The organism is Paracoccaceae bacterium, from assembly GCA_012103375.1.
Classification (GTDB): Bacteria; Pseudomonadota; Alphaproteobacteria; order Rhodobacterales; family Rhodobacteraceae; genus WLWX01.
This window is the reverse complement of the sequence record WLWX01000001.1, coordinates 2,718,730-2,738,911: the sequence shown is the minus strand read 5'-3', so window position 1 is coordinate 2,738,911 and position 20,182 is coordinate 2,718,730. Positions and strand designations below refer to the sequence as shown.

General features: G+C 59.7%; 20 protein-coding genes and 2 pseudogenes. 15 read left to right on the top strand and 7 right to left on the bottom strand.

What is annotated here, in order from left to right; all coding sequences use genetic code 11:
• Positions 1-3: 3 nt before the first annotated feature.
• The 7 genes and pseudogenes from GKR99_13995 to GKR99_13965 all read left to right on the top strand — a co-directional run bounded on the left by GKR99_13995 (position 4) and on the right by GKR99_13965 (position 7,797).
• A complete protein-coding gene (locus tag GKR99_13995; GenBank protein NKB28595.1) occupies positions 4-516 on the top strand; it encodes a TRAP transporter small permease subunit in 513 nt (170 codons plus the stop codon).
• Positions 513-1,808, top strand: coding sequence for a TRAP transporter large permease subunit (locus tag GKR99_13990; protein ID NKB28594.1), 1,296 nt, complete (start codon positions 513-515; stop codon positions 1,806-1,808). The genes GKR99_13995 and GKR99_13990 overlap by 4 nt, the downstream gene beginning before the upstream one ends.
• Positions 1,809-1,951: 143 nt before the next feature.
• Positions 1,952-2,974 carry an extracellular solute-binding protein gene (locus GKR99_13985; GenBank protein NKB28593.1) on the top strand — a complete coding sequence of 341 codons (1,023 nt, stop codon included), beginning with the start codon at positions 1,952-1,954 and terminating at the stop codon, positions 2,972-2,974.
• 12 nt (positions 2,975-2,986) lie between these two features.
• Positions 2,987-3,889 (top strand): annotated as a pseudogene (locus GKR99_13980) (iron ABC transporter permease).
• 70 nt (positions 3,890-3,959) lie between these two features.
• Positions 3,960-5,330, top strand: a complete 1,371-nt coding sequence (locus GKR99_13975; GenBank protein ID NKB28592.1) for a transposase — start codon at positions 3,960-3,962, stop codon at positions 5,328-5,330.
• Positions 5,331-5,403: 73 nt separating this feature from the next.
• Positions 5,404-6,720: pseudogene (locus tag GKR99_13970) on the top strand (ABC transporter permease subunit).
• 12 nt (positions 6,721-6,732) lie between these two features.
• A complete protein-coding gene (locus tag GKR99_13965) occupies positions 6,733-7,797 on the top strand; it encodes an ATP-binding cassette domain-containing protein (GenBank protein NKB28591.1) in 1,065 nt (354 codons plus the stop codon).
• A gap of 20 nt (positions 7,798-7,817) precedes the next feature.
• Here the strand turns inward: GKR99_13965 and GKR99_13960 are convergent, their stop codons facing one another.
• Together GKR99_13960 and GKR99_13955 are read right to left on the bottom strand one after the other, a co-directional pair.
• Complete coding sequence (locus GKR99_13960; protein ID NKB28590.1) at positions 7,818-8,696, bottom strand: SIS domain-containing protein; 879 nt, start codon at positions 8,694-8,696, stop codon at positions 7,818-7,820.
• Between the two features lie 18 nt (positions 8,697-8,714).
• On the bottom strand, positions 8,715-9,113 hold the full coding sequence (locus GKR99_13955) for a RidA family protein (GenBank protein NKB28589.1): 399 nt from the start codon (positions 9,111-9,113) through the stop codon (positions 8,715-8,717).
• Here GKR99_13955 and GKR99_13950 point away from each other — a divergent pair.
• From GKR99_13950 to GKR99_13920, 7 genes are all read left to right on the top strand, one after another.
• Positions 9,112-10,248, top strand: a complete 1,137-nt coding sequence (locus GKR99_13950) for a hypothetical protein (GenBank protein NKB28588.1) — start codon at positions 9,112-9,114, stop codon at positions 10,246-10,248. The two genes, GKR99_13955 and GKR99_13950, sit on opposite strands and share 2 nt — an antisense overlap.
• Positions 10,249-10,362: 114 nt before the next feature.
• Positions 10,363-11,025, top strand: coding sequence for a hypothetical protein (locus tag GKR99_13945; protein NKB28587.1), 663 nt, complete (start codon positions 10,363-10,365; stop codon positions 11,023-11,025).
• Between the two features lie 70 nt (positions 11,026-11,095).
• The gene (locus tag GKR99_13940; protein NKB28586.1) at positions 11,096-12,043 is read left to right on the top strand and encodes an ABC transporter permease subunit; all 948 of its coding nucleotides are present in this window, start codon (positions 11,096-11,098) and stop codon (positions 12,041-12,043) included.
• Positions 12,040-12,891 (top strand): ABC transporter permease subunit, encoded by an 852-nt coding sequence (locus tag GKR99_13935; protein ID NKB28585.1) that lies wholly within the window; start codon positions 12,040-12,042, stop codon positions 12,889-12,891. The genes GKR99_13940 and GKR99_13935 overlap by 4 nt, the downstream gene beginning before the upstream one ends.
• A gap of 2 nt (positions 12,892-12,893) precedes the next feature.
• Positions 12,894-13,868 carry an ATP-binding cassette domain-containing protein gene (locus GKR99_13930; protein ID NKB28584.1) on the top strand — a complete coding sequence of 325 codons (975 nt, stop codon included), beginning with the start codon at positions 12,894-12,896 and terminating at the stop codon, positions 13,866-13,868.
• The gene (locus tag GKR99_13925; GenBank protein ID NKB28583.1) at positions 13,838-14,677 is read left to right on the top strand and encodes an ATP-binding cassette domain-containing protein; all 840 of its coding nucleotides are present in this window, start codon (positions 13,838-13,840) and stop codon (positions 14,675-14,677) included. The genes GKR99_13930 and GKR99_13925 overlap by 31 nt, the downstream gene beginning before the upstream one ends.
• Positions 14,677-16,146, top strand: a complete 1,470-nt coding sequence (locus GKR99_13920; protein NKB28582.1) for a microcystin LR degradation protein MlrC-like protein — start codon at positions 14,677-14,679, stop codon at positions 16,144-16,146. Before GKR99_13925 ends, GKR99_13920 begins: the two co-directional genes overlap by 1 nt.
• A gap of 158 nt (positions 16,147-16,304) precedes the next feature.
• Here GKR99_13920 and GKR99_13915 read toward each other — a convergent pair whose 3' ends face one another.
• Complete coding sequence (locus tag GKR99_13915; GenBank protein ID NKB28581.1) at positions 16,305-17,201, bottom strand: IS3 family transposase; 897 nt, start codon at positions 17,199-17,201, stop codon at positions 16,305-16,307.
• Positions 17,147-17,434, bottom strand: a complete 288-nt coding sequence (locus GKR99_13910) for a transposase (protein NKB28580.1) — start codon at positions 17,432-17,434, stop codon at positions 17,147-17,149. The genes GKR99_13915 and GKR99_13910 overlap by 55 nt, the downstream gene beginning before the upstream one ends.
• 65 nt (positions 17,435-17,499) lie before the next feature.
• On the opposite strand from GKR99_13910, the gene GKR99_13905 reads away from it, so the two are divergent.
• Positions 17,500-17,805, top strand: coding sequence for a helix-turn-helix domain-containing protein (locus GKR99_13905; GenBank protein NKB28579.1), 306 nt, complete (start codon positions 17,500-17,502; stop codon positions 17,803-17,805).
• A 64-nt stretch (positions 17,806-17,869) separates the two neighbouring features.
• On the opposite strand, the gene GKR99_13900 is transcribed toward GKR99_13905, so the two are convergent.
• The 3 genes from GKR99_13900 to GKR99_13890 all read right to left on the bottom strand — a co-directional run bounded on the left by GKR99_13900 (position 17,870) and on the right by GKR99_13890 (position 20,105).
• Positions 17,870-18,076 carry a hypothetical protein gene (locus GKR99_13900; protein NKB28578.1) on the bottom strand — a complete coding sequence of 69 codons (207 nt, stop codon included), beginning with the start codon at positions 18,074-18,076 and terminating at the stop codon, positions 17,870-17,872.
• A gap of 78 nt (positions 18,077-18,154) precedes the next feature.
• Positions 18,155-19,438, bottom strand: coding sequence for a sensor histidine kinase (locus GKR99_13895; GenBank protein ID NKB28577.1), 1,284 nt, complete (start codon positions 19,436-19,438; stop codon positions 18,155-18,157).
• Positions 19,422-20,105 (bottom strand): response regulator, encoded by a 684-nt coding sequence (locus GKR99_13890; protein ID NKB28576.1) that lies wholly within the window; start codon positions 20,103-20,105, stop codon positions 19,422-19,424. Before GKR99_13890 ends, GKR99_13895 begins: the two co-directional genes overlap by 17 nt.
• Positions 20,106-20,182: the final 77 nt, after the last annotated feature.

Here is a 20,182-nt window from a genome sequence, read left to right as displayed (position 1 = left end):
CGATTGCTGGAACGACTACGCAACATTGCGGACAGGCTGATTGGCCTGGCCGCGAACATCGGTGCGCTTGGGCTGCTGGTCGAGGTTGGCGTGATCGTCGTCGATGTCACCGGGCGCAGCTTTGGCCGCCCGCTGTTCGGGTCGCAGGATATGATTACCATGTTCATGATCATTCTGGTGTTCGGTGGTATGGCGTTGTGTGATCGCAACGGCGGTCACATCGCGGTGGACCTGCTGCAACCTCGTTTTTCTGCGACGCTGAACCGGGCCATCGATATACTGTCGGCCCTGCTGGGCGCGGTGATATTTGCGATGATTGCCTGGGCGATCATCGACAGTGCCCGGCTGAGTGTGATGCTCAACCTGTCAACCAATCTGCTGGAACTGCCCAAGGCGTGGTTTCAATGGGCGCTGGCGGGCTTTGCGGTTCTGACGGCGGCGGGGATGTTGCTGCGCAGTGCCGAATTGCTGTTGTCCGGGCGCGACACACGATCCGAGGCGGACATCCCGATATGAGCGTCGAAGTCGCCGGGTTGGCCGGTATTGCATCACTGCTGGTCCTTTTGCTTTTGCGGGTGCCGGTGGCGTTTTCGATGTTTCTGGTCGGGTTTCTGGGCATCTGGTGGTTGAACGGCTGGAATGCGGCGATGGGGTTGCTGGGGTCCGAGACGTTCACATTGGCATCCTCGCCCGAGCTGGTGGTGCTGCCGCTGTTTATCCTGATGGGCAACGTCGCCTCGGCCACGGGGATGAGCCGTCAGTTGTACAATGCTGCCTATGCGGCGATCGGCCATGTGCGGGGCGGGCTGGCCTCGGCCACGGTAGTGGGCTGCGGCGGGTTTGCGGCGCTGTCGGGGTCGTCGGTTGCCTCAGCGCTGACCATGGGGCGGGTGTCGCTGTCGGAAATGGAGCGGTTCGAGTATGATCCGCGCCTGTCCACCGGGGTTGTGGCCGCTGGTGGCACGCTGGGAATCCTGATCCCGCCATCAACCGGTTTCGTGATCTTCGCAATCCTGACCGAGCAATCCATCGGGCGGCTGTTCCTTGCAGGCGTGTTTCCGGGATTGCTGCTGCTGGTGGCCTTTGTGGTCACGGTGTCGATCATTTGCTGGTTTCGCCCCGAGGCCGGTCCGCGCACAACCTGGGCCGAAAAGCGGCGCGCCCTGGGCGGGGCGTTGCCAATCGTCGGGGTGATCGCCGTCACCATCGGCGGGATCTATGGCGGCCTGTTCTCTCCGGTAGAGGCGGCAGGCGTCGGTGCGGCGCTGGTGATACTGTTTGGCGCGCTGTCGGGGCAACTGTCGCTGGTCGCGTTCTGGGCGGCGGCGCGCAGTTCGGTGGTGACCACGGCGACGGTTATGCTGATCCTGATCTCGGCGCATATGATCAATCCGTTCCTGGCGCTGAGCCATATTCCCGCGCTTATCGGCGAGATTTTGATTGCGCTGGACATCCCGGTTCTGGGCACCCTGCTTTTGATCATGCTGGTTTATCTGGTTTTGGGGTGTTTTCTGGACGGCTTCGCGATGCTGGTTCTGACGCTGCCGATCTTCTTTCCCGTGGTTCTGGAACTGGGGATCGACCCGATCTGGTTCGGGGTGCTGGTGGTCCTGACGCTGGAAATGGGGCTGATCTCTCCGCCAGTAGGAATCAACGTGTTCATCGTCAAATCGGTCGCGCCCAATGTCTCACTCGCCGATATATTTCGGGGGGTTATGCCGTTTTGGCTGGCGATGCTGCTGACATTGCTGGTGCTGATCGCCTTCCCGCAAATTGCGCTTATCCTGCCCAACACGATGTTCAACTGACGCGTTGCATGTCGTCCAACAGGGGACGTCTGTTCCGCTGCGTGCGAAACCGGTGGCGCCAAGCTTTATCTATTGCCAGCCCCTGCGGCCCAACCTACGCTGCTGTCACAAAACTGTTACAAAAAGACTTGGGAGGGATCACCATGATAAAATTCAAACTGATGCTTGGCGCATCTGCTGTGATGATGACGGCAGCCGGTGCCGCGCAGGCCGACAAGCTGACGCTTTATTGCAGTGCGCAGGAAGACTGGTGCCAGTTGATAGCTAACAGTTTTGAGGACCAAACGGGCATTGATGTGTCAATGACAACCAAATCGTCGGGTGAGACATTTGCGCAGATCAAGGCCGAGAGTAACAATCCCAAGGGCGATGTCTGGTGGGGCGGCACGGGTGACCCACACCTACAGGCAGCTGAAGAAGGGCTGACGGCGGAATACATCTCTCCTATGCGCGATCAATTGCACCCTTGGGCAATCTCACAAGCCGAAAGTTCGGGGAACAAAACGATAGGGGTATATACCGGCGCGTTGGGCTATGGCTACAACAGCGAATTGCTTGCAGCCAACAACTTACCGGCACCAAGTTGCTGGAACGACCTCTTGAAGCCAGTGTTCAAAGGTCATGTGCAAATGGCAAATCCGAATTCTTCGGGCACTGCATACACCACACTGGCCTCGATGGTTCAAATCTTCGGTGAAGAAGATGGTTTCGAATTTATGAAGGGCCTGCACGCCAATATCAATCAGTATACGAAATCAGGTTCGGCCCCGATCAAGGCAGCGGGTCGCGGAGAAACCACTGTTGGCATCGTATTCATGCATGATGCGGTTAAGCAGGCGGTTGCGGGTTTCCCCGTTGAAGTTGTGGCTCCGTGCGAAGGTACGGGCTTTGAGATCGGTTCGATGTCGATCATCGACGGTGCGCGCAACATGGACGAAGCCAAGAAGTTCTATGACTGGGCGCTGAGTGCTGATGCGCAGAACCTGGCGCTTCAGGTGAATGCGTTCCAGGTGCCGTCAAACATGGGTGCTGAAACGTCGCCTGCGGCCCCGGATATGAGTTCGATCAAGCTGATCGACTATGACTTCAAGACCTATGGTTCGTCCGAGACGCGCAAGCGCCTGTTGAAGAAGTGGGACGACGACGTTTCGACGTTGCCGCAGTAAGCAGCGCGCAACGTGCGTCAACTGACTTCTGAAAACACCACCCAACCGGTTCTGATCTTCTGGATCGTCGCCGGGTGGGTGGGATACCTCCTCCTCCCCTGGTACGGGATCGAGGAGTTTTTTGCGTTTGAATGGCTGGTCGATGGCTATCCGTTTGACGAAGATTACGCGCCTGCGGGTTTCCTTATCGCACAGGGTGAAAAGCTGTGGCTGGCGCCGCTGATCATTCCGCTGGTGCTGTCGCTGTTCGCGCTGGGCAAACCGAAAACCCATCCGGCCTTTGGGACCATTCTGATCCTGTCCGGGGTGCTTGGTCTGGGCTGGCTGACCATCCAGGGCTTCGCCATTGGCATTCGCGGCTTTAACGCGGATTGGCTGAAGGCGCTGTTCGGAGAGCTGGACGACCGCCAATTCGGCATGGGCTATGGCGCATTGCTTTGCGCTGCTGCCTTCCTGTTCCTGTTCACCCAAGGCCTCGCCGCGCGGGGTGCGATCAACGGCGATGTGTTTGTCGTCAGCTCCATCGGCGGCGTCATCTTCATCGTCACCGCTTTTGTCTTCTTCCCCATCGCCAAGATGCTGACGGCGGCGTTCATAACCGAGGATGGCGGCTATTCCATCGGCGTATTCGCCTCAAAATTCTTCGATGACCGGCTTTGGGGGCTGGGCTGTCTGAGCGGCGCGCGTTGTGGGGTTGCCTGGAATTCGCTGTTCCTGGCCGTGCTGGTCGGGCTGATTACCACGGTGCTGGGGTTGATCTTTGCGCTTGTGGTCACACGCTCGGGCTTTCGGCACAAACGGGCGCTTCGGGCGCTGACCGTTCTGCCGATCATCACACCGCCATTCGTGATCGGCCTTGCGCTGATCCTGCTGTTCGGCCTTTCTGGGTCGGTCACGGTATTTTTCGCGGAGATACTGTTGAAAAAGTCCGTTGATTGGCCGCGCACGCTCTGATTCACTTGTTTTGAGGGTGGAGGGTTCGGCGATGATGGGTCCAAGGCAAGTTGCGCAAGGCGCGCTGTTCTATGAGTTCTCGATCGAGAGTTTTGTGCCGAAGGATCATCCCGTCCGGGGAATTGATCGCTTCCTTGATCTGACAGGTGTGCGCCCCTTGCTCGCTTCATACTACAGTGCCAATGGCCGCCCTTCGATTGATCCTGAACTGATGATCCGCATGCTGTTGTTGGGCTATTGTCAGGGCATCCGTTCCGAGCGACGGCTTTGCGAAGAGGTTCATGTCAATCTGGCGTATCGTTGGTTTTGTAAGCTTGATTTGGCTGATCCAGTGCCCGACCATTCGACATTCTCTAAGAACCGGCATGGCCGTTTCCGCGAGAGCGGTTTGTTCCGACATTTGTTCGAGGTCGTTTTGCAGCGCTGCATGGATGAGGGGCTGGTTGGCGGCCACAGCTTTGGTGTTGATGCCAGTCTGATCCCCGCGAATGCAAACCAGACGCGCGGCGTTGAAAGCAAAGACGGACTGCCAGCAGATCTGACGTCCCGTGCCGTCGACGAATATCTCGAGACGCTGGATGATGTGGCCTTCGGTGCTGCGACCAAGGTCGTCCCCAAATACATCTCACCGGCTGATCCAGCAGCGCGTTGGACTGGGGCTGACGGGGGAGCCGCCTACTTTGCCTATTCCACTAACTATATGGTCGATTTGGATAATGCAGTCATCGTGGACGTCGAGCCGACGGCTCCGATCCGGCCTGCAGAGGCGCGGGCAGCAAGGGAGATGATCGATCGTGTACATGAGCGGTTTGGCATCAAACCTGACAAGCTTGTGGGTGATACGGGTTACGGATCAGCCGAGATGTTGGGCTGGCTTGTGGACGAACGTCAAATCGAACCCCACATTCCGGTCTGGGATAAGTCAAAACGAACTGACGGCACATTCTCACGCGAAGACTTTGTCTACGACCCGGCGACCGACAGCTATACTTGCCCGACCGGCAAAGCCTTGCAAACATATCGGCGGAACTTCTCAAAACCGCGAAAGCCCAATGGCAGCAAAGACGGGTTCATCAGATACCGAGCCTCAAAGCACGATTGCGACGCATGCCCTCTGAAGTCGCAATGCTGTCCGAAGGACGACGGCAGACGCCTTATGCGGTCCGTTCACGAAGCCGCCCGAGACGTCGCTCGCGATATCCGAAAAACAGATGCCTACATGACGTCGTTCATCCAAAGGCGGAAGGTTGAAATGCTCTTTGCCCACCTGAAACGATACATCGGCGTGCAGATGATGCGGCTTCGAGGACCCAAAGGCGCAACCGAACAGTTCCAACTCGCAGCAACAGCTCAAAACCTCCGGAAACTGGCGAAGTTGGTGCCAGCAACAGTGCCAACGTGAAAGAAAACGGCGCGCGGCCGCCTCTCGCTCAACAACGCGCCGACCAAAACATCGACTTCTTCAACAGTATCCGGACGTCTTCGGCGTTCAGCCGACGCGCTGGCTATATGGGTTGCCCGGCATCCTGATCGCGCAAACGCTGGCCTTCACGCCCATCGCCTTCCTGGTCCTGATTGGCGTGGTCGAAGGTGTCTCGCCCTCAATGGAGGAAGCGGCGCAGACCCTGCGGGCCAGCAAATGGCAGGTATTCAAAACCGTCAGCCTGCCGCTGATGCGCCCGGGCCTGGCCAACGCTTTCCTGCTGGGCTTCATCGAAAGCATGGCCGATTTCGGCAATCCGCTGGTGTTGGGCGGTAATTTCGACGTGCTGAGTACCGAGATTTTCTTTGCCATCGTCGGCGCGCAATATGACCAGGGCAAGGCCGCCGTGCTGGCCATGGTGCTGCTGTGCTTTACGCTGGGCGCGTTTTATGCGCAGCGGTTCTGGCTGGGCAAGAAAAATTACACGACCGTTTCGGGTAAGGGCTATAGCGGCGTGCATCCGCATATGCCGCGCGCCCTGTCGATCCCGGTTCTGGCGCTGGCGATGATCTGGGCGGGCTTCACCGTGCTGGTCTATGCCATGATCTTCTACGGTTCGGTGGTCGAGCTTTGGGGCGTCAACAATACCCTGACGTTCAAGCATTATGTCACGGCGTTTTCCTTCCGGATCGAGGATGCGGGCATCCGCTGGTCAGGCGCGGCCTGGAACAGCTTCTGGACGACGCTGAAGATCGCCGCGATTGCCGCCCCGCTGACCGCGATTGTCGGCCTGATCACCGCCTATCTGCTGACGCGGCAGACATTTGCCGGAAAGAACGCCTTTGAGTTCGGCACCATGCTGTCCTTTGCGATCCCCGGTACTGTCATTGGCGTCAGCTATATCCTGGCCTTCAACGTCCCCCTGATCGAGATTACCGGCACCGGCATCATCCTTGTCGTCAGCTTCATCTTCCGCAACATGCCGGTCGGCGTGCGCGCCGGGATCGCCAGTATGTCCCAGCTTGATAAGTCCCTGGATGAAAGCAGCCTGACGCTGGGCGCGAATTCCTGGCAGACGTTTCGGCGGATCATCCTGCCGCTGCTGCGCCCGGCGATCCTTGCCGCGCTGGTCTACAGTTTCGTGCGCGCGATGACCGCGATTTCGGCGGTGATTTTCCTGGTTTCGGCAGAATACGACATGGCAACCAGTTACATTATCGGGCGGGTTGAAAATAACGACTATGGCCTTGCTATCGCCTATTCCACCACGCTGATCTTCGTGATGCTGGCCGCCGTTGGCGCGATGCAGCTGATCGTGGGCCGGACCGAGATTGGCCGCCGGATGAGCCAGTCACGAACGAATGTCTGAGGGGAAGAACCGATGAAAATCAACTCCAAGGCGGCGCCGGTCAGCTTTCGCAATGTGACCAAGGTCTACGGCAAGGATGTCGTTGCCGTGGACGACATCAATCTAGAGATCGAGGCGGGCAAGCTGGTCACCTTGTTGGGGCCATCGGGCTGCGGCAAGACGACAACGCTGCGGATGATCGCGGGGTTAGAGATGGCGACCAAGGGCGCGATCTTTATCGGCGACCGGGATGTGACGGTTCTGCCTGCGACCGATAGGGACGTGTCGATGGTGTTTCAGTCCTACGCGCTGTTTCCGCATATGAGTGTGATGGAAAACGTCTCCTACGGGCTTGGGTTTTCAGGTTTTGACAAATCCGAAACGCGGGATCGGGCGCGACAGGGCCTCGATCTGGTGGGGCTGAAGGGGTATGGCGACCGCCTGCCATCCGAACTGTCGGGCGGGCAGCAACAGCGGGTCGCCGTGGCTCGCGCGCTGGTGCTGGAACCGCAGGTTCTGCTGTTCGATGAACCGCTTTCAAACCTTGATGCCAAGCTGCGCCGACAAGTGCGCGAAGATATCCGCGATATTCAGCAAAACCTCGGCCTGACGGTGGTTTACGTGACCCATGATCAGGAAGAAGCGCTGGCCGTTTCAGACGAAATCGTGGTGATGCGCAATGCGGCGATCGCGCAGATCGGCAGCCCTCGCGACCTTTATGATGCCCCGGCAGACCGGTTTGTGGCCGATTTCATCGGAGAGGCGAATATCATCCCTTGCGAGATCGTATCGCTGAACGGTGATGTCGCCACGATAGAAATCGCGGGCTTTCGCCACAATCTGCCCGCGCGCGGATTGCCGGTTGGCGCGGCGCAACTGGCGGTGCGGCCGACGCGTCTGGTTCTGGGCGCATCCGAAGGGTTGGCGATGGAGGTTGAAAAAGCGACATATGTCGGCAGCCGCATGGAATACACGCTGACGGCACCGTTTGCGACGTTGTTCGCGGTCAGCGAAGATGTGGACGCGCCGCTGGATGTTGGCAGCAAGGTGACCGTCGGGTTGGCCGGGATCGGGCCGGTGCTGTTGGCCGAAGGTTAGGGCCTGACGCCAAAGACCGATCAATCGCCAATCGGTTTCGGCCCGGCGTCTTTGGACAAGGGCAGCAGAGAAGTTCGGATCCGGCGCAGGTTCTCGCGGACCTCATCGGGCCGTTTGCGTGCGGCGCCCGCCGCCAGGACATCGATCACCGCTGTGTAGACCAGCCGCGATGCCGAGGGTTTGTAGATGTCCTGATCCTCGGGCAGGTCGATCTGGATCGAGGTGTCGCACAGGGATGCCAGATCGGACCCGGTGCGCGTCAGGCTGAGGGTTCCGGCCCCGTATTGTTTCGCGATTGCCACGCTGTCCAGCAGTTCGGCAGGTTGTCCGCTGGAAGAGATCGCGAAGATCAGATCGCCCTTGCTGAGGGTTGAGGCGACCATGCGTTGCAGGTAGCCGTCCGAGCATGCCTCGGACGGGATGCCAAGGCGGAAGAAGCGGTTCGCGCCCTCGCGGGCGACATTGGCCGAGCCGCCGCCGACGCCCAGAAACACGATGCGCCTTGCGGTGGTCAGGCGATCAATTGCCGCCTCGATCGGCTGGCCTTCCAGTTGGGTGCGCGCGATGACCAGCGTTTCCACCAGCGTGCCGAACACCTGCGTGACAAGCTGGCCGGATTGCGAAGTGTCGGCGGCGTTGCTGTCCAGATACTGCAGGCTGACGGCCACACTTTGGGCAAGCCGGATCTTGAAGTCGCGGAACCCTTCGCACCCCAGGCTGACGCAGAAACGGTTGACCGTCGCGACCGAGACATCGGCGGCTTGCGCAATCTCTTGCTGGGACATGAAGGCGGTCTGTTCCAGATTGCCCAGCACCACCGCCGCGACTTGCTGTTCGCGCTTGGGCAATCCGTCCTCAAGCGCCCGCATGGTCGAGATCAGGTCGATGATTTTTTCCATCAGCGCAGTCGCAATCGTTCAGACAGGTTTGTAGGCTATTACATCCATTTCGACCTTGGCGTCGATCATCAGGGCCGATTGCACGGTCGAACGCGCAGGCGGGTGCGCCAGGAAGTGTTTTTCGAAGACCGAGTTGAAACTGGTGAAATCTCGCGGATCATCCAGCCAGACGCTGACTTTGACGACATGTTCAAGTCCGCAATCCGCCATGCGCAACACGTCAATGATATTGGCCATGACCGCTTCGGTCTGGGCGATGATTCCCCCGCTGACAACTTCGCCCGCAACCGTGGGAACCTGGCCCGAAACATAGACAAAGTCGCCTGCGCGCACGGCCTTGGCAAAGGGCCTTGGCGTGCCCCCGGCGGCAAGATCGGCGGTTTCAAATCGAGTGATTCCAGTTGGTTCGGTGATCATGGTGACTCCTGATTGCGTAAGTAAGTTTCATATTCATCGCATATTTGCGGAAGATCGGCAAAATAAAATTGACATATCCGGTCAATTTGTAATTTACTTACATCAATGCGTGCTGCCTGCGCGCGATATGACAGTGGAGGATATCGTCATGAAGCTGAAGAATCTATTGCGGTCGGCTGTGACGGCGGGGGTGTTTGCCGCCCTTGCCGGTGCGGCCTATGCCGAAGGAACGTTGCGCTATGCAACAGTGGGTGAACCGCCCAGCCTTGACCAGCAGGTCATCACCTCGGATCTGGCGACGACCATCGCGCATCATATGTTCGAGGGGCTATATACATTCGATGCCTCGAACGCGCCGGTGCCTTTGCTGGCGTCGGGCGATACGGTTTCCAACGATGGCAAGACCATCGTGATTTCGCTGCGCGAAGGGGTGAAGTTTCACAACGGGCAGGACATGACGTCGGCCGACGTGGTCGCCTCGCTGAACCGCTGGGGCGAATTCGGATCGCGCGGCGGGCTGATCTTTGCCAATGTCGACAGCGTCGAGGCGACCGGCGATTATGAGGTCACGATCAAGCTGACCCAGCCGTTCGGCCCCTGGAAAAACCTGATGGCCTTCATCAACGGTGGCCCGGCGATCTATCCGGCCTCGGTCATGGAGGGCGCCACGAAAGAGCCGATTTCGACAGATAATTACATCGGCACCGGCCCCTACAAATTCGAGAGTTGGGATCCGAACCGCAAGATCACACTGACCCGTTTTGACGACTATGCCTCGCCCGATGGTGCGGCTGACGGGTATGGCGGCGCGCGTGTGGCCGAATTCGACGCATTGGAGTTCTATCCGGTGCCTGACGTTGGCACCCGTGTCGCAGGCATTCGTGCCGGCGATTATGATTACGCCGAAAGCATCCCCGGCGATCTGTTCGCAGATCTGGACGCGGACGCGGGCGTTACCACGATCCTGAACGGTGGCCCGATCTTTGGTCTGGTGTTCATGAACTCCAAGGACGGTCCGTTGCAGGAAAACTTTGCCCTGCGTCGTGCGATTCAGACCGCAATCGACAAGGTTCCGGCCTTGCAGGTGGCGATTGGTCCCGAAGGACTGTGGCGTGCCAATGGCCGATTGTGTTGAAAAACTCCGAAATCAGAGCGTCGCGGATTTCTTGCGAAAACCTATGAAGCGAAATAGTCGGAAAGCTTTGACCACGAGACAGCGCATGGCTGCGCGTGAGCGCATGTAGGCGATTTGGGCCGACCCCCGCGCCAAAAATTTAGGATCGGGCTGCATGGAAAGAAAAATCATCGTTCAGGCCCTAAAACGGAGTTTTTCAACACAATCGGCTCATTCCTGCCCGAAGGCAATACCTGGTACACGGATTCCGGTGCCGACAATTTCTCGATGGGCGCCGCTGAAAAGGCCAAGTCGATGGCGGCTGAGGCCGGGTATGATGGTCAGCCGATCAAGTTCATGGTCTCGACCAACTATCCGTTCCACTATGACAGCGCGATTGTCTATACCAAGCAGTTGGCGCAGGCCGGGTTCAACATCGACCTGCAGGTCTATGACTGGGCGACGCTGATCGAAAAGCGCGCACAGCCCGATCAGTGGGACCTGTTCTTCACCCACCATGGTTTCGTGCCCGATCCGATCCTGATTTCGGTGATGAACGACAGCTATCCCGGCTGGTGGACGACGCCGGAAAAGGCCGCGCTGAAGGATCGTTTCACCGCGTCCTCGGACCCTGAGGAGCGTAAGGCGATCTGGTCCGAGATTCAGGCGCTGATCTATGACCAGGTGCCGACGATGAAGACCGGCGACGTCTATACTTACAACATCGCCTCTCCGGCGTTGAAAGGTCTGGGCGAGGCCACTCTGATCTGGCCGCACTTCTGGAACGTCAGCAAATAAGCGTTCTCTCGGGCCTCGCCGCACCCTGCGGCGGGGCCACCAAATCCACCCCGCGCACATCGGAAATGCCATGCTTGTCTACACGGCAAAACGCCTGCTGACATTGATCCCGACGTTGCTGGCGGCTTCGATCCTGGTGTTTTTGTTCATCCACCTGATCCCCGGCGACCCTGCCGCGATCCTGCTGGGCGACAGTGCAACACCCGAGGAGATCGCCGCCCTATCCGCCGAGATGGGTTTTGATCAGCCGCTGCCGGTTCAATATGCCCTGTGGCTGAGCAATGTGTTGCAGGGCGATTTCGGCAACTCGGTGTTTTTCGGCGAACCTGTGCTGACCGTCATCGGTCGCGGGGCCGAAACCTCGATCCTGCTGGCGACGATGACGATGGTGTGGATTGTTGTGTTCGGCATTCCAATCGGGGTTCTTTCGGCAAGCTATCAGGGGCGTTGGGTCGATCAGGTCACGTCCGGTGGCGCGATGCTGTTTGCTTCGGTTCCGACATTCTGGCTGGGTCTGTATCTGATCCTGATATTCTCGGTCTGGCTGGGCTGGTTCCCAAGCTCGGGCTTTCCGTCGCTGGCGGATGAGGGCGGCGTGACCAACTTGCGATACCTTCTGCTGCCCAGCCTGACGCTGGCTGCCCCGAATGCGGCATTGATCGTGCGGCTGGTGCGTGCCTCGATGCTGGATGTCGCGCGCGAAGATCATGTGCGCACAGCCCGTGCCAAGGGGTTGCACCCGGCCACGGTGGCTGTGCGCCATATCTTCCGCAACGCGCTGATCGCCGTCGCCGCCGCCTTCGGTTTCACTTTTGCGGCGCTGGTGTCCGAGGCTGTGGTGACTGAAACGGTCTTTTCCCTGCCCGGGATCGGGCGGCTCGTCGTCCAGTCGATCCTGCGGCGCGATTATCCCGTCATTCAGGGCGTCATTCTGGTGATTGTCGTGCTTTACACGCTGATCAATCTGGCGGTCGATCTGGCCTATGCACGGCTGGACCCGAGGGTGTCGTTGAAATGAAACTCGCAACGTATATCCGCAGCACTTTCGGAGGCCGCAAGCTGGCCACCATCGGGCTCATCTGGCTGTGCCTTGTCGCGCTGGCTGCGATCTTCGCGCCGCTGCTGGCCCCGTTTGACCCGTATGAGATTGACCCCGTCGCGCGCCTGTCCGAACCCGGTCTGCCGTACCTCTTCGGCACGGACCACTTCGGACGCGATACGTTTTCCCGCGCGATCTATGGCGCGCGGATGACCGTGGTGATCGGCGCTGGCAGCGTGATCGTGGCGCTGCTGACCGGCGGGTTGATTGGCATGCTGTCGGCCTATTTCCCGCGACTGGGGGCAGTCCTGATGCGCGGCATCGACGTGCTGATGGCCTTCCCGGCGCTGTTGCTGGCGCTGGTCCTGATCACCCTGTTGGAGCGTAGCGTCGTCAACACCGTGCTGGTGATCGGCATCGTCTATGCCACCACTACCGCGCGCATCCTGTTCGGTATGACGCTGAAACTGAAGGGAGAGGTTTTCGTTGATGCGGCCATCTGTTCAGGCGCGGGCCACGGCTCGATCCTGTTCCGGCATATCTTGCCGAACCTAATCTCTCCGCTTCTGGTACAGGCGAGCTTCATTTTCGCTTTCGCGCAACTTCAGGCCGCCGCGCTTGATTTCCTGGGGCTGGGCCTGCCGGCTGAGGTTGCCAGTTGGGGCAACATGCTGTCGGAGGAACGCATCTATGTCACCCGCGCGCCCTGGCTGCTGATCTATCCCGGCGTGCTGATCATCCTGTCGGTCTTTTCCATGAACCTTGTTGGGGACGCCATGCGCGATGCCATCGACCCGCGGTTCAAAGACGATATTGCGGGGGTCTGATCATGGCTTTGCTGGATGTTGAAGATCTTCAGATCGCCGTGGCCAAGGGCCGTGTTTTGTTGCCCGTGGTGCAGGGTGTTTCGTTCAGCGTGGACGCGGACGAGACGTTGGGCATTGTCGGCGAAAGCGGGTGCGGCAAAAGCCTGACCTCGCTGGCGATCATGGGGCTGCTGGACGGGACGGCGGTGCGGATCACCGGCGGATCGATCCGGTTCGACGGGATGGATCTTGGCGCATTGTCGCCCAAGGAACGCCGCGCCATCATGGGCAACCGGATGGCGATGATCTTTCAGGAACCGATGACCAGCCTGAACCCCGTCTACCGGGTCGGCGATCAGATCGTCGAGAATCTGCACCAGCATCGTGATCTGTCCAAGCGGGCGGCGCGGGACCGGGCGGTGGAATTGCTCGACCTGGTGCGCATCCCGGACCCGGGCCAGCGGGTGGACAGTTTCCCGCACCAGATGTCGGGTGGCCAGCGGCAGCGGGTGATGATCGCCATGGCGCTGTCCTGTGATCCAAAGCTGCTGATCGCGGATGAACCGACGACCGCGCTGGATGTGACCGTTCAAAAAGAGGTTCTGGACCTGATGGCCGATCTGCAAAAGCGCATGGGTACGGCGATTGTTCTGATCAGCCACGATCTGGGGGTGATCGCGGAAACCTGCGACAAGGTCTCGGTCATGTACCGGGGCCGCGTGGCCGAGGCTGCGCCGACGGCCGAGTTGTTTGCCCGCCTCGCGCATCCTTATACGCGGGGTCTTCTGAACTCGATCCCGGTGGTGGACCACGATGTTGAGTGGCTCGAGGCGATCCCGGGCCGGGTGCCGACGATTGACGAACAGCTGACCGGCTGCGCGTTTCATCCGCGTTGTCCGCTGGCAACCGATCTGTGTTCGCAAACCGCGCCCGAACCGCAGCAGATCGCGCCCGCGCACCGGGTCGAATGCCACTTTGCCGAAAAGGTCGTGACATGAGTGATCCCTTGCTGCAGGTGCGCGATCTGTGCACCCATTTCACCACCCGCCAGCCGGGGCTGCGTGCTGTGAAAAAGGTGATCCGCGCGGTGGACGGCATTTCGTTCGATATCGCACCGGGTGAGGTCCTCAGCCTTGTCGGGGAAAGCGGCTGCGGAAAGTCCACCGTGGGGCGGACGCTGACACGGCTGGAAAAATCCACTTCAGGCTCGGCCTTGTTCGAGGGGCGCGAGATTTTGGACCTCAGCCCCGGCGCGTTCCGCCCGCTGCGCCGGGATATCCAGATGATCTTTCAGGACCCGTTTGCCAGCCTCAACCCGCGATTGACGATTGCCCAGACATTGGGAGAGACTTTGTTCATCCACGGCCTTGCATCGTCCTGGGCGGACGCCAACAGGATGATCGCCGAAACGCTGGAACTGGTGGGCATGGACCCGAAGGTGATGTCGCGCCATCCGCATGAATTCTCGGGCGGGCAACGCCAGCGGATCGGGATCGCCCGCGTGATGATCCTGAAACCCAAACTGGTAATCGCGGATGAGGCTGTTTCGGCGCTCGATGTCTCGATCCAGGCGCAGGTGCTGAACCTGATCAAGCGGCTGCAACGCGACAGCGGGGTGGCGATGCTGTTCATCAGTCACGATCTGGGCGTTGTGCGCCATATCAGCGATAGGGTGGCGGTGATGCTGGCCGGAAAGATTGTCGAGGTCGGAACGAAGATGCAGATATTCGAAGATCCGGCCCACGCCTATACGCGCAAACTTCTGTCGGCGATCCCTCGTGTGGCCCAGCGGGCGGGGGCGGCGTGATGGCGGCGGCCAAGCGCGTTTTCATTGGGTCCATTGCGACGGAAACCAACACGTTTTCGCCGCTGCGAACGGATTTGCAGGATTTCCGCGACAGTTTTTACGCCCCTGCCGGGCATCATCCGGTCACGCCAACCCTGTGCAGTGCGGTGTATCCGGCCGCGCGGGCACGGGCGGCGGAGCTCAACTGGCAAATCATCGAAGGCACGGCCAGTTGGGCGGAACCCGGCGGCATGGTGAACCAGAAAACATGGGAGTTTCTGCGCGACCAGCTTCTGTCTGAACTGCGCGCCGCGATGCCCGTCGATATTGTTCTGCTGGGTCTGCACGGGGCGATGGTGGCGCAGGATTGCCTGGATTGCGAAGGCGAGTTGCTGGCAAAGGTTCGCGCAACCGTCGGCCCCGATGTGGTTGTCGGCGCGAGTTTTGATCCGCACAGCCACCTGACCGAGGCCCGCGTGAACAATGCCGACGTTCTGACCGTGTTCAAGGAATTCCCGCACACCGATTTCGTGACCACAGCCGAGGATCTGGTTGATCTGGTGCATCGCACCTCGATCGGAAAGATCACTCCGAAGATCAGCACATTTGATTGCCGTATGATCGAGATTTTCCCGACCAGCCGCCAGCCGATGCGCGGCTTTGTGGACCGGATCAAGGCGATGGAGGGGGCAGGGGGCGTTCTGTCGATCTCGGTCATTCACGGCTTCATGGCAGGCGACGTGCCGGCAATGGGTTCGCGGCTGATTGTCATAACGGATGACGATCAGGCGGCGGGCGACCGGCTGGCGCGGGCGTTGGGTCTGGACCTGTTCGCCCTGCGCGGCACCACCCGGCCCGAGTTCCAGACTCCGGAGGCCGCATTGAAATACGCGAACGCCGCCGCAAAAGGCCCGGTTGTGATTGCCGATGTCTGGGATAATCCGGGGGGCGGTGTGCCGGGCGATTCCACGACGATCCTGCGCCATATGATGGACATAGGGCTGAGCGATGCCGCGCTCGCCTCGATTTGGGATCCGATTGCGGTGCGCACTTGTTTTTCTGCGGGCGAGGGTGCGCAACTGATGTTGCGTTTCGGGGCCAAGATGTCGCCTGACGGCGGCGCGCCGATTGATGCCGTGGTCGAGGTTGTGCGCGTCATGCGCGGTGCGGTGCAATCCTTTGGCGAAAGCGTCGTTCCGCTGGGCGATGCCGCTTGGATCCGCATCGGTGGCATTGATGTTATCCTGAACTCGGTCCGCAGCCAGGTGTTCAACCCGGATGTGTTTTCCAACTTCGGGATTGATCCGGCGGCAAAGAAAATTCTGGTCGTGAAATCGACCAACCATTTCCATGATGCGTTTTCGCGCGTCGCGCCCGAGATTCTGTATGCGGCCGTCAGCGGCCCTTATCCGAATGACCCCGAGACCAACCCCTATCAGCACCTGGATCGCGATATCTGGCCGCGGATCGATGACCCGCATGGTGCGTAAGTGGCAGGGCTGTGGGTGGTGGCGCAGCCGCCTGAGGACGGCGTCGCGTTTTGCTGCCCAGACTGAGAAACTGTCGCGATTTTCGCCTGTCAAACCGGGTTGAACGCTACGCTGATTTTAAAACGACTCGACATGCAATCATTTCATGGTAACCTTGTCTAGCCCCCAAGTTCTGGGCCATTTCTGATTAGAGTTTCTGGCATTGGTGGTCGCATGTTCAGAGCCTGGTGCGGACGTGTGTGGTTGTACTGCTTAAGCCAATGATTGATGACGATCTGTGCCTGTTTCGTTGTTGTGAACCATTCAGCGTTGAGGATCTCGTGCCGGAGAGTGCCGTTGAACCTCTCGTTGTATCCGTTTTCCCAAGGGGACCCCGGATAGATTCTAATTGGTCGAACACCAACGCGAACCAACCACTCCTGCATCGCCTTGGCTACGAACTCTGGGCCGTTGTCGGAGCGGATATACTCCGGCGTGCCATGGCAGAGGAGCAGCGGATATAGCGCCTCCAGAACATCTTCGGCGCCCATCCTGCTGCGAACTTCCACGGCCAGGGCCTGCCGGGTGTACTCATCCAGAACGGTCAGCATCTTGTAGCTCCGGCCATTGCTGAGCTTGTCGTGAACGAAGTCGATGCTCCAGATGTGGTTCGGATGCGTCGGCCTGAGGCGAATGATCGAGCTGTCCTTGTGATAAAGCCGTCTGCGCTTCCTGTGCCGCTGCGGGAGTTGCAGTCCTTCTTCCTGCCAGAGACGCTCAACCTTCTTATGATTGACCCGCCAGCCCTCGATGCGCAGGAGTTCCGAAACTTTACGATAGCCGTAGCGCCCATATTGCTTGGCCAGGCGGATCAAAGCGAGCCGTAGAGCATCATCGTCTTTTGGCGCGGGTCGATATTGCAGAGAGCTTCGCGCCATACCGACGACCCGGCAGGTCCTCCGCTCCGAGGTCGCGAGCTTTTGGCGCGTATGAATAACGGCCTGACGGAGCTCCCCAGTCGTCAGGCCCTGGGCTTTAAGTAGTTCAGGCTTTCTTTGAGGATCAGCTTGTCCAATTCAAGCTCAGCGACGATCTTCTTGAGACGCCCATTCTCCTTTTCCAGGCTGCGCATCTCCGACAACTGCGACCGTCCCATACCACCAAACCGTTTCCGCCAGTTGTAATATGTCGCATCGCTGATGCCGACGCTACGACACGCCGATGCAACGTCACTTCCTCCCGTCAGCTTCAGCTCAATCTCACGCAGCAGCTTCAATACATCTTCGTCCGAATGCCGTTTCCGTGCCATTACATATTCCCCTCTCAAGACCAATGTAGTGGCCCAGTTTTAGGGGGGAAGGACAGTTTGCGGAATTGGCCGAGGCTTTGAAAGCCTCCAAACGCAGCCTGGCGCGGATGAGCGCGGACAAGTTTCACGTATCGCCGATGCGTCTTTATCTGCGCATCAGGTTGCAGGTGGCGCGCAACTATCTGTTTTACGAAGAACACACGATCAACGACGTCGCCACCACCTGCGGGTTTTCATATCCTGCGGCGTTTTCGCGCACGTTCCGGTCGCAGTTTGATGTGACACCCTCCGAATTCAGGCGAGCTCTGCGCGACCGGCAGCGATTGTCGGTTCATCCTGAAATCCACAGGCTGATCGCCATGCACAGATGAGTGGTCGGCCTTGCCCGGCGATTGTTAGCGTTTTCACAGCGAGGCTGGCGAAGGCGGGGGCAGATCACGTTTCAACGTCCATGGTGTCGTCGGGACCGGTGTGAAAGCGCGCCGCGAATGGCGCAATCAGTACGGCCACACCAATGGCGACAAGGGTGGCCAGTGCCAGCATGCCGATGACGGCAAATCCAAGTCCGACCATGGCGCAGGCGGCGGCAAACAGCACGATGCCGCATATGGCAGAAACGGACATTTCGATCAGCGTGTACATTTTGGGGTCTCCTGTATCATCTGTTGTTTCGATGATCCTGATATGGAGTGCGGGATATACGGTCGCCTGAAGCGAAGTTTACAATTGTGCAAACTCCAGTGCGACACTCAGCCCCTGAGGGTCTTGCCGATCCAGGATCAGGCGCGCGCCGTGCCGGTCGGCCACCGCTTTGACCAGCGCCAGGCCCAGCCCCGACCCCTGCGTCGTGCGCGCCGTATCAAGGCGCACCATCGGTTTGATGATCTCGGCGAACTGCGACGGGTCCACGCCCGCGCCATCGTCCGAAACGCCAATGGTCCGCCCGTGGGCAAACAGTGTGATCCGCTGACCACCGTGCACGATCGCGTTCTGGATGAGGTTTGCCAGCGCCTGAACAAGCATGCCCTGATCGCCCTGAATGGTGGCGCAGGGACCGATGTTCAGGTCCAGCGTCTTGCCGCCATCTTCCACAACAGGGCCGAACGTTTCGCCAAGGTCGCTGGCAAGTGCGTCCAGCGGGACCGCCTTGAACCCGTCGCGGCCATGCTGCGCTTCGATCCGTGCGACCCGCATGATCGTGTCGAAAATGTCGGACAGCCGGGCGGCTTCGTCCAGGGCCGCATCGCGTTCCGCACCCTCCGGCACCCCTTCAAGCTGCGCGCGCAATCGGGCCAGTGGGGTGCGGAGATCATGGGCGATGCTAGCGCTCAGATGGCGGGTCTGGGTCACGAGGCGCTCAAGCTCGGCCGCAGTCAGATCAAGTTGGGCGGCGATGTCATCCAGATCGTCGCGCGTTCGGCTGGTGCTGGTCCGTGCCGTCAGATCGCCCATCGCCAGCCTGCCGAGGGTATCGTTGATCCGCGCCAGCCGGCGTTGCGCCAACAGGCCTGCCCCCAGCCCAATGGCCAGCGTTCCTGCGATCACGATGGCCGCTGTGGTCCAGAGGATTTCTGACAGCAGTTCCTGCGCCCGTTCACTGTCATCCAGGGGAACGGCGACCATCACTGGCGTGCCGCGCGCATCCTGCGCGACGGAAACGCGCCACCTTTCGGAGCGCATCAGATCATCATCAAGGTATATTGTGCCTCCCCCGCGCGCGACCGCGCGCGCAAATGGCGCGGGCAGCCCGGCCAGATCATCCCGTCTGCGCAGGATCATCGCCGCACTGTCTTCACGCCTGTCATCGACGATTGCGGCCTGCGCAAGCGCGCCCAGCGTTGTATCGACCCGCCGTTCAATCGCCCGCTGCCCAAGCGTCAACGCGACATAGATCGCAACGGCAAAGCCCACCGCGAATATCGCCGACAGCAACAGCGAAAGCCGCAACGAGGATGAGCGGCGCAGCCAGCCCAGTCTGGCAGTTATGCTAGGCACCAAAAACATAGCCCTCACCCCGGCGGGTTCGCAGCATCGCCGTTTCAAACGGTTTGTCGATCTTGGCGCGCAGGCGGCTGATGTGGGTCTCGACCACGCTGGTGGTGGGATCAAAGCTCATGTCCCAGACCTGTTCGAGCAGCATCGTGCGCGTCACCAGCCGACCGGGACGGCGCATGAAATACTCAAGTAGTTTGAATTCTTTGGCCATCAGATCAATGGTCTGCCCACCGCGCTGGCAGCGCCGCGCCAGCAGGTCCAGCGACAGGTCGCCATGGCGCAGCGTGGTGTCATTGGCTTGTCGGGTGTCGCCGGCGTCACGCCTGCGCCCCAATGCGCCGACACGGGCCGACAGTTCCGCAAATGCGAAGGGTTTCGTCAGATAATCGTCGCCACCCGCGTCAAACCCTTCAATGCGCGAATCCACTTCGCCCAAAGCGCTGAGGAACAGCGCCGGGGTTGTATCGCGCGAGGCGCGCAGCGACTTCAGAACCGCCAGACCATCCAGATCGGGCACCATCCGGTCGAGTATCAGCAGGTCGAATTCCTGCCCCATGGCCGCCATCAGGGCATCCTTGCCGTTCTCGAAATGATCGACAACATGGCCTTCTTCACGCAGGCCGTTTGCGATCCAGGGCCCAAGCTGGCCATCGTCTTCCAGAAGCAGAATGCGCATCACGGTCCTTGTTTCAGCAGGGGCAACGAAGATAGGCCACCATGTCTGGCAGCCTATCGTGATTTTTCCGTCGACGA

Excerpts from the sequence above, each read along its gene's own strand:
- GKR99_13990 (NKB28594.1), top strand. The coding sequence starts at position 513 with ATGAGCGTCGAAGTCGCCGGGTTGGCCGGTATTGCATCACTGCTGGTC.
- GKR99_13985 (NKB28593.1), top strand. The coding sequence starts at position 1,952 with ATGATAAAATTCAAACTGATGCTTGGCGCATCTGCTGTGATGATGACG.
- GKR99_13975 (NKB28592.1), top strand. The coding sequence starts at position 3,960 with ATGATGGGTCCAAGGCAAGTTGCGCAAGGCGCGCTGTTCTATGAGTTC.
- GKR99_13965 (NKB28591.1), top strand. The coding sequence starts at position 6,733 with ATGAAAATCAACTCCAAGGCGGCGCCGGTCAGCTTTCGCAATGTGACC.
- GKR99_13960 (NKB28590.1), bottom strand. The coding sequence starts at position 8,696 with ATGGAAAAAATCATCGACCTGATCTCGACCATGCGGGCGCTTGAGGAC.
- GKR99_13950 (NKB28588.1), top strand. The coding sequence starts at position 9,112 with ATGGTGACTCCTGATTGCGTAAGTAAGTTTCATATTCATCGCATATTT.
- GKR99_13955 (NKB28589.1), bottom strand. The coding sequence starts at position 9,113 with ATGATCACCGAACCAACTGGAATCACTCGATTTGAAACCGCCGATCTT.
- GKR99_13940 (NKB28586.1), top strand. The coding sequence starts at position 11,096 with ATGCTTGTCTACACGGCAAAACGCCTGCTGACATTGATCCCGACGTTG.
- GKR99_13935 (NKB28585.1), top strand. The coding sequence starts at position 12,040 with ATGAAACTCGCAACGTATATCCGCAGCACTTTCGGAGGCCGCAAGCTG.
- GKR99_13930 (NKB28584.1), top strand. The coding sequence starts at position 12,894 with ATGGCTTTGCTGGATGTTGAAGATCTTCAGATCGCCGTGGCCAAGGGC.
- GKR99_13925 (NKB28583.1), top strand. The coding sequence starts at position 13,838 with ATGCCACTTTGCCGAAAAGGTCGTGACATGAGTGATCCCTTGCTGCAG.
- GKR99_13920 (NKB28582.1), top strand. The coding sequence starts at position 14,677 with ATGGCGGCGGCCAAGCGCGTTTTCATTGGGTCCATTGCGACGGAAACC.
- GKR99_13910 (NKB28580.1), bottom strand. The coding sequence starts at position 17,434 with ATGGCACGGAAACGGCATTCGGACGAAGATGTATTGAAGCTGCTGCGT.
- GKR99_13900 (NKB28578.1), bottom strand. The coding sequence starts at position 18,076 with ATGTACACGCTGATCGAAATGTCCGTTTCTGCCATATGCGGCATCGTG.
- GKR99_13895 (NKB28577.1), bottom strand. The coding sequence starts at position 19,438 with ATGTTTTTGGTGCCTAGCATAACTGCCAGACTGGGCTGGCTGCGCCGC.
- GKR99_13890 (NKB28576.1), bottom strand. The coding sequence starts at position 20,105 with ATGCGCATTCTGCTTCTGGAAGACGATGGCCAGCTTGGGCCCTGGATC.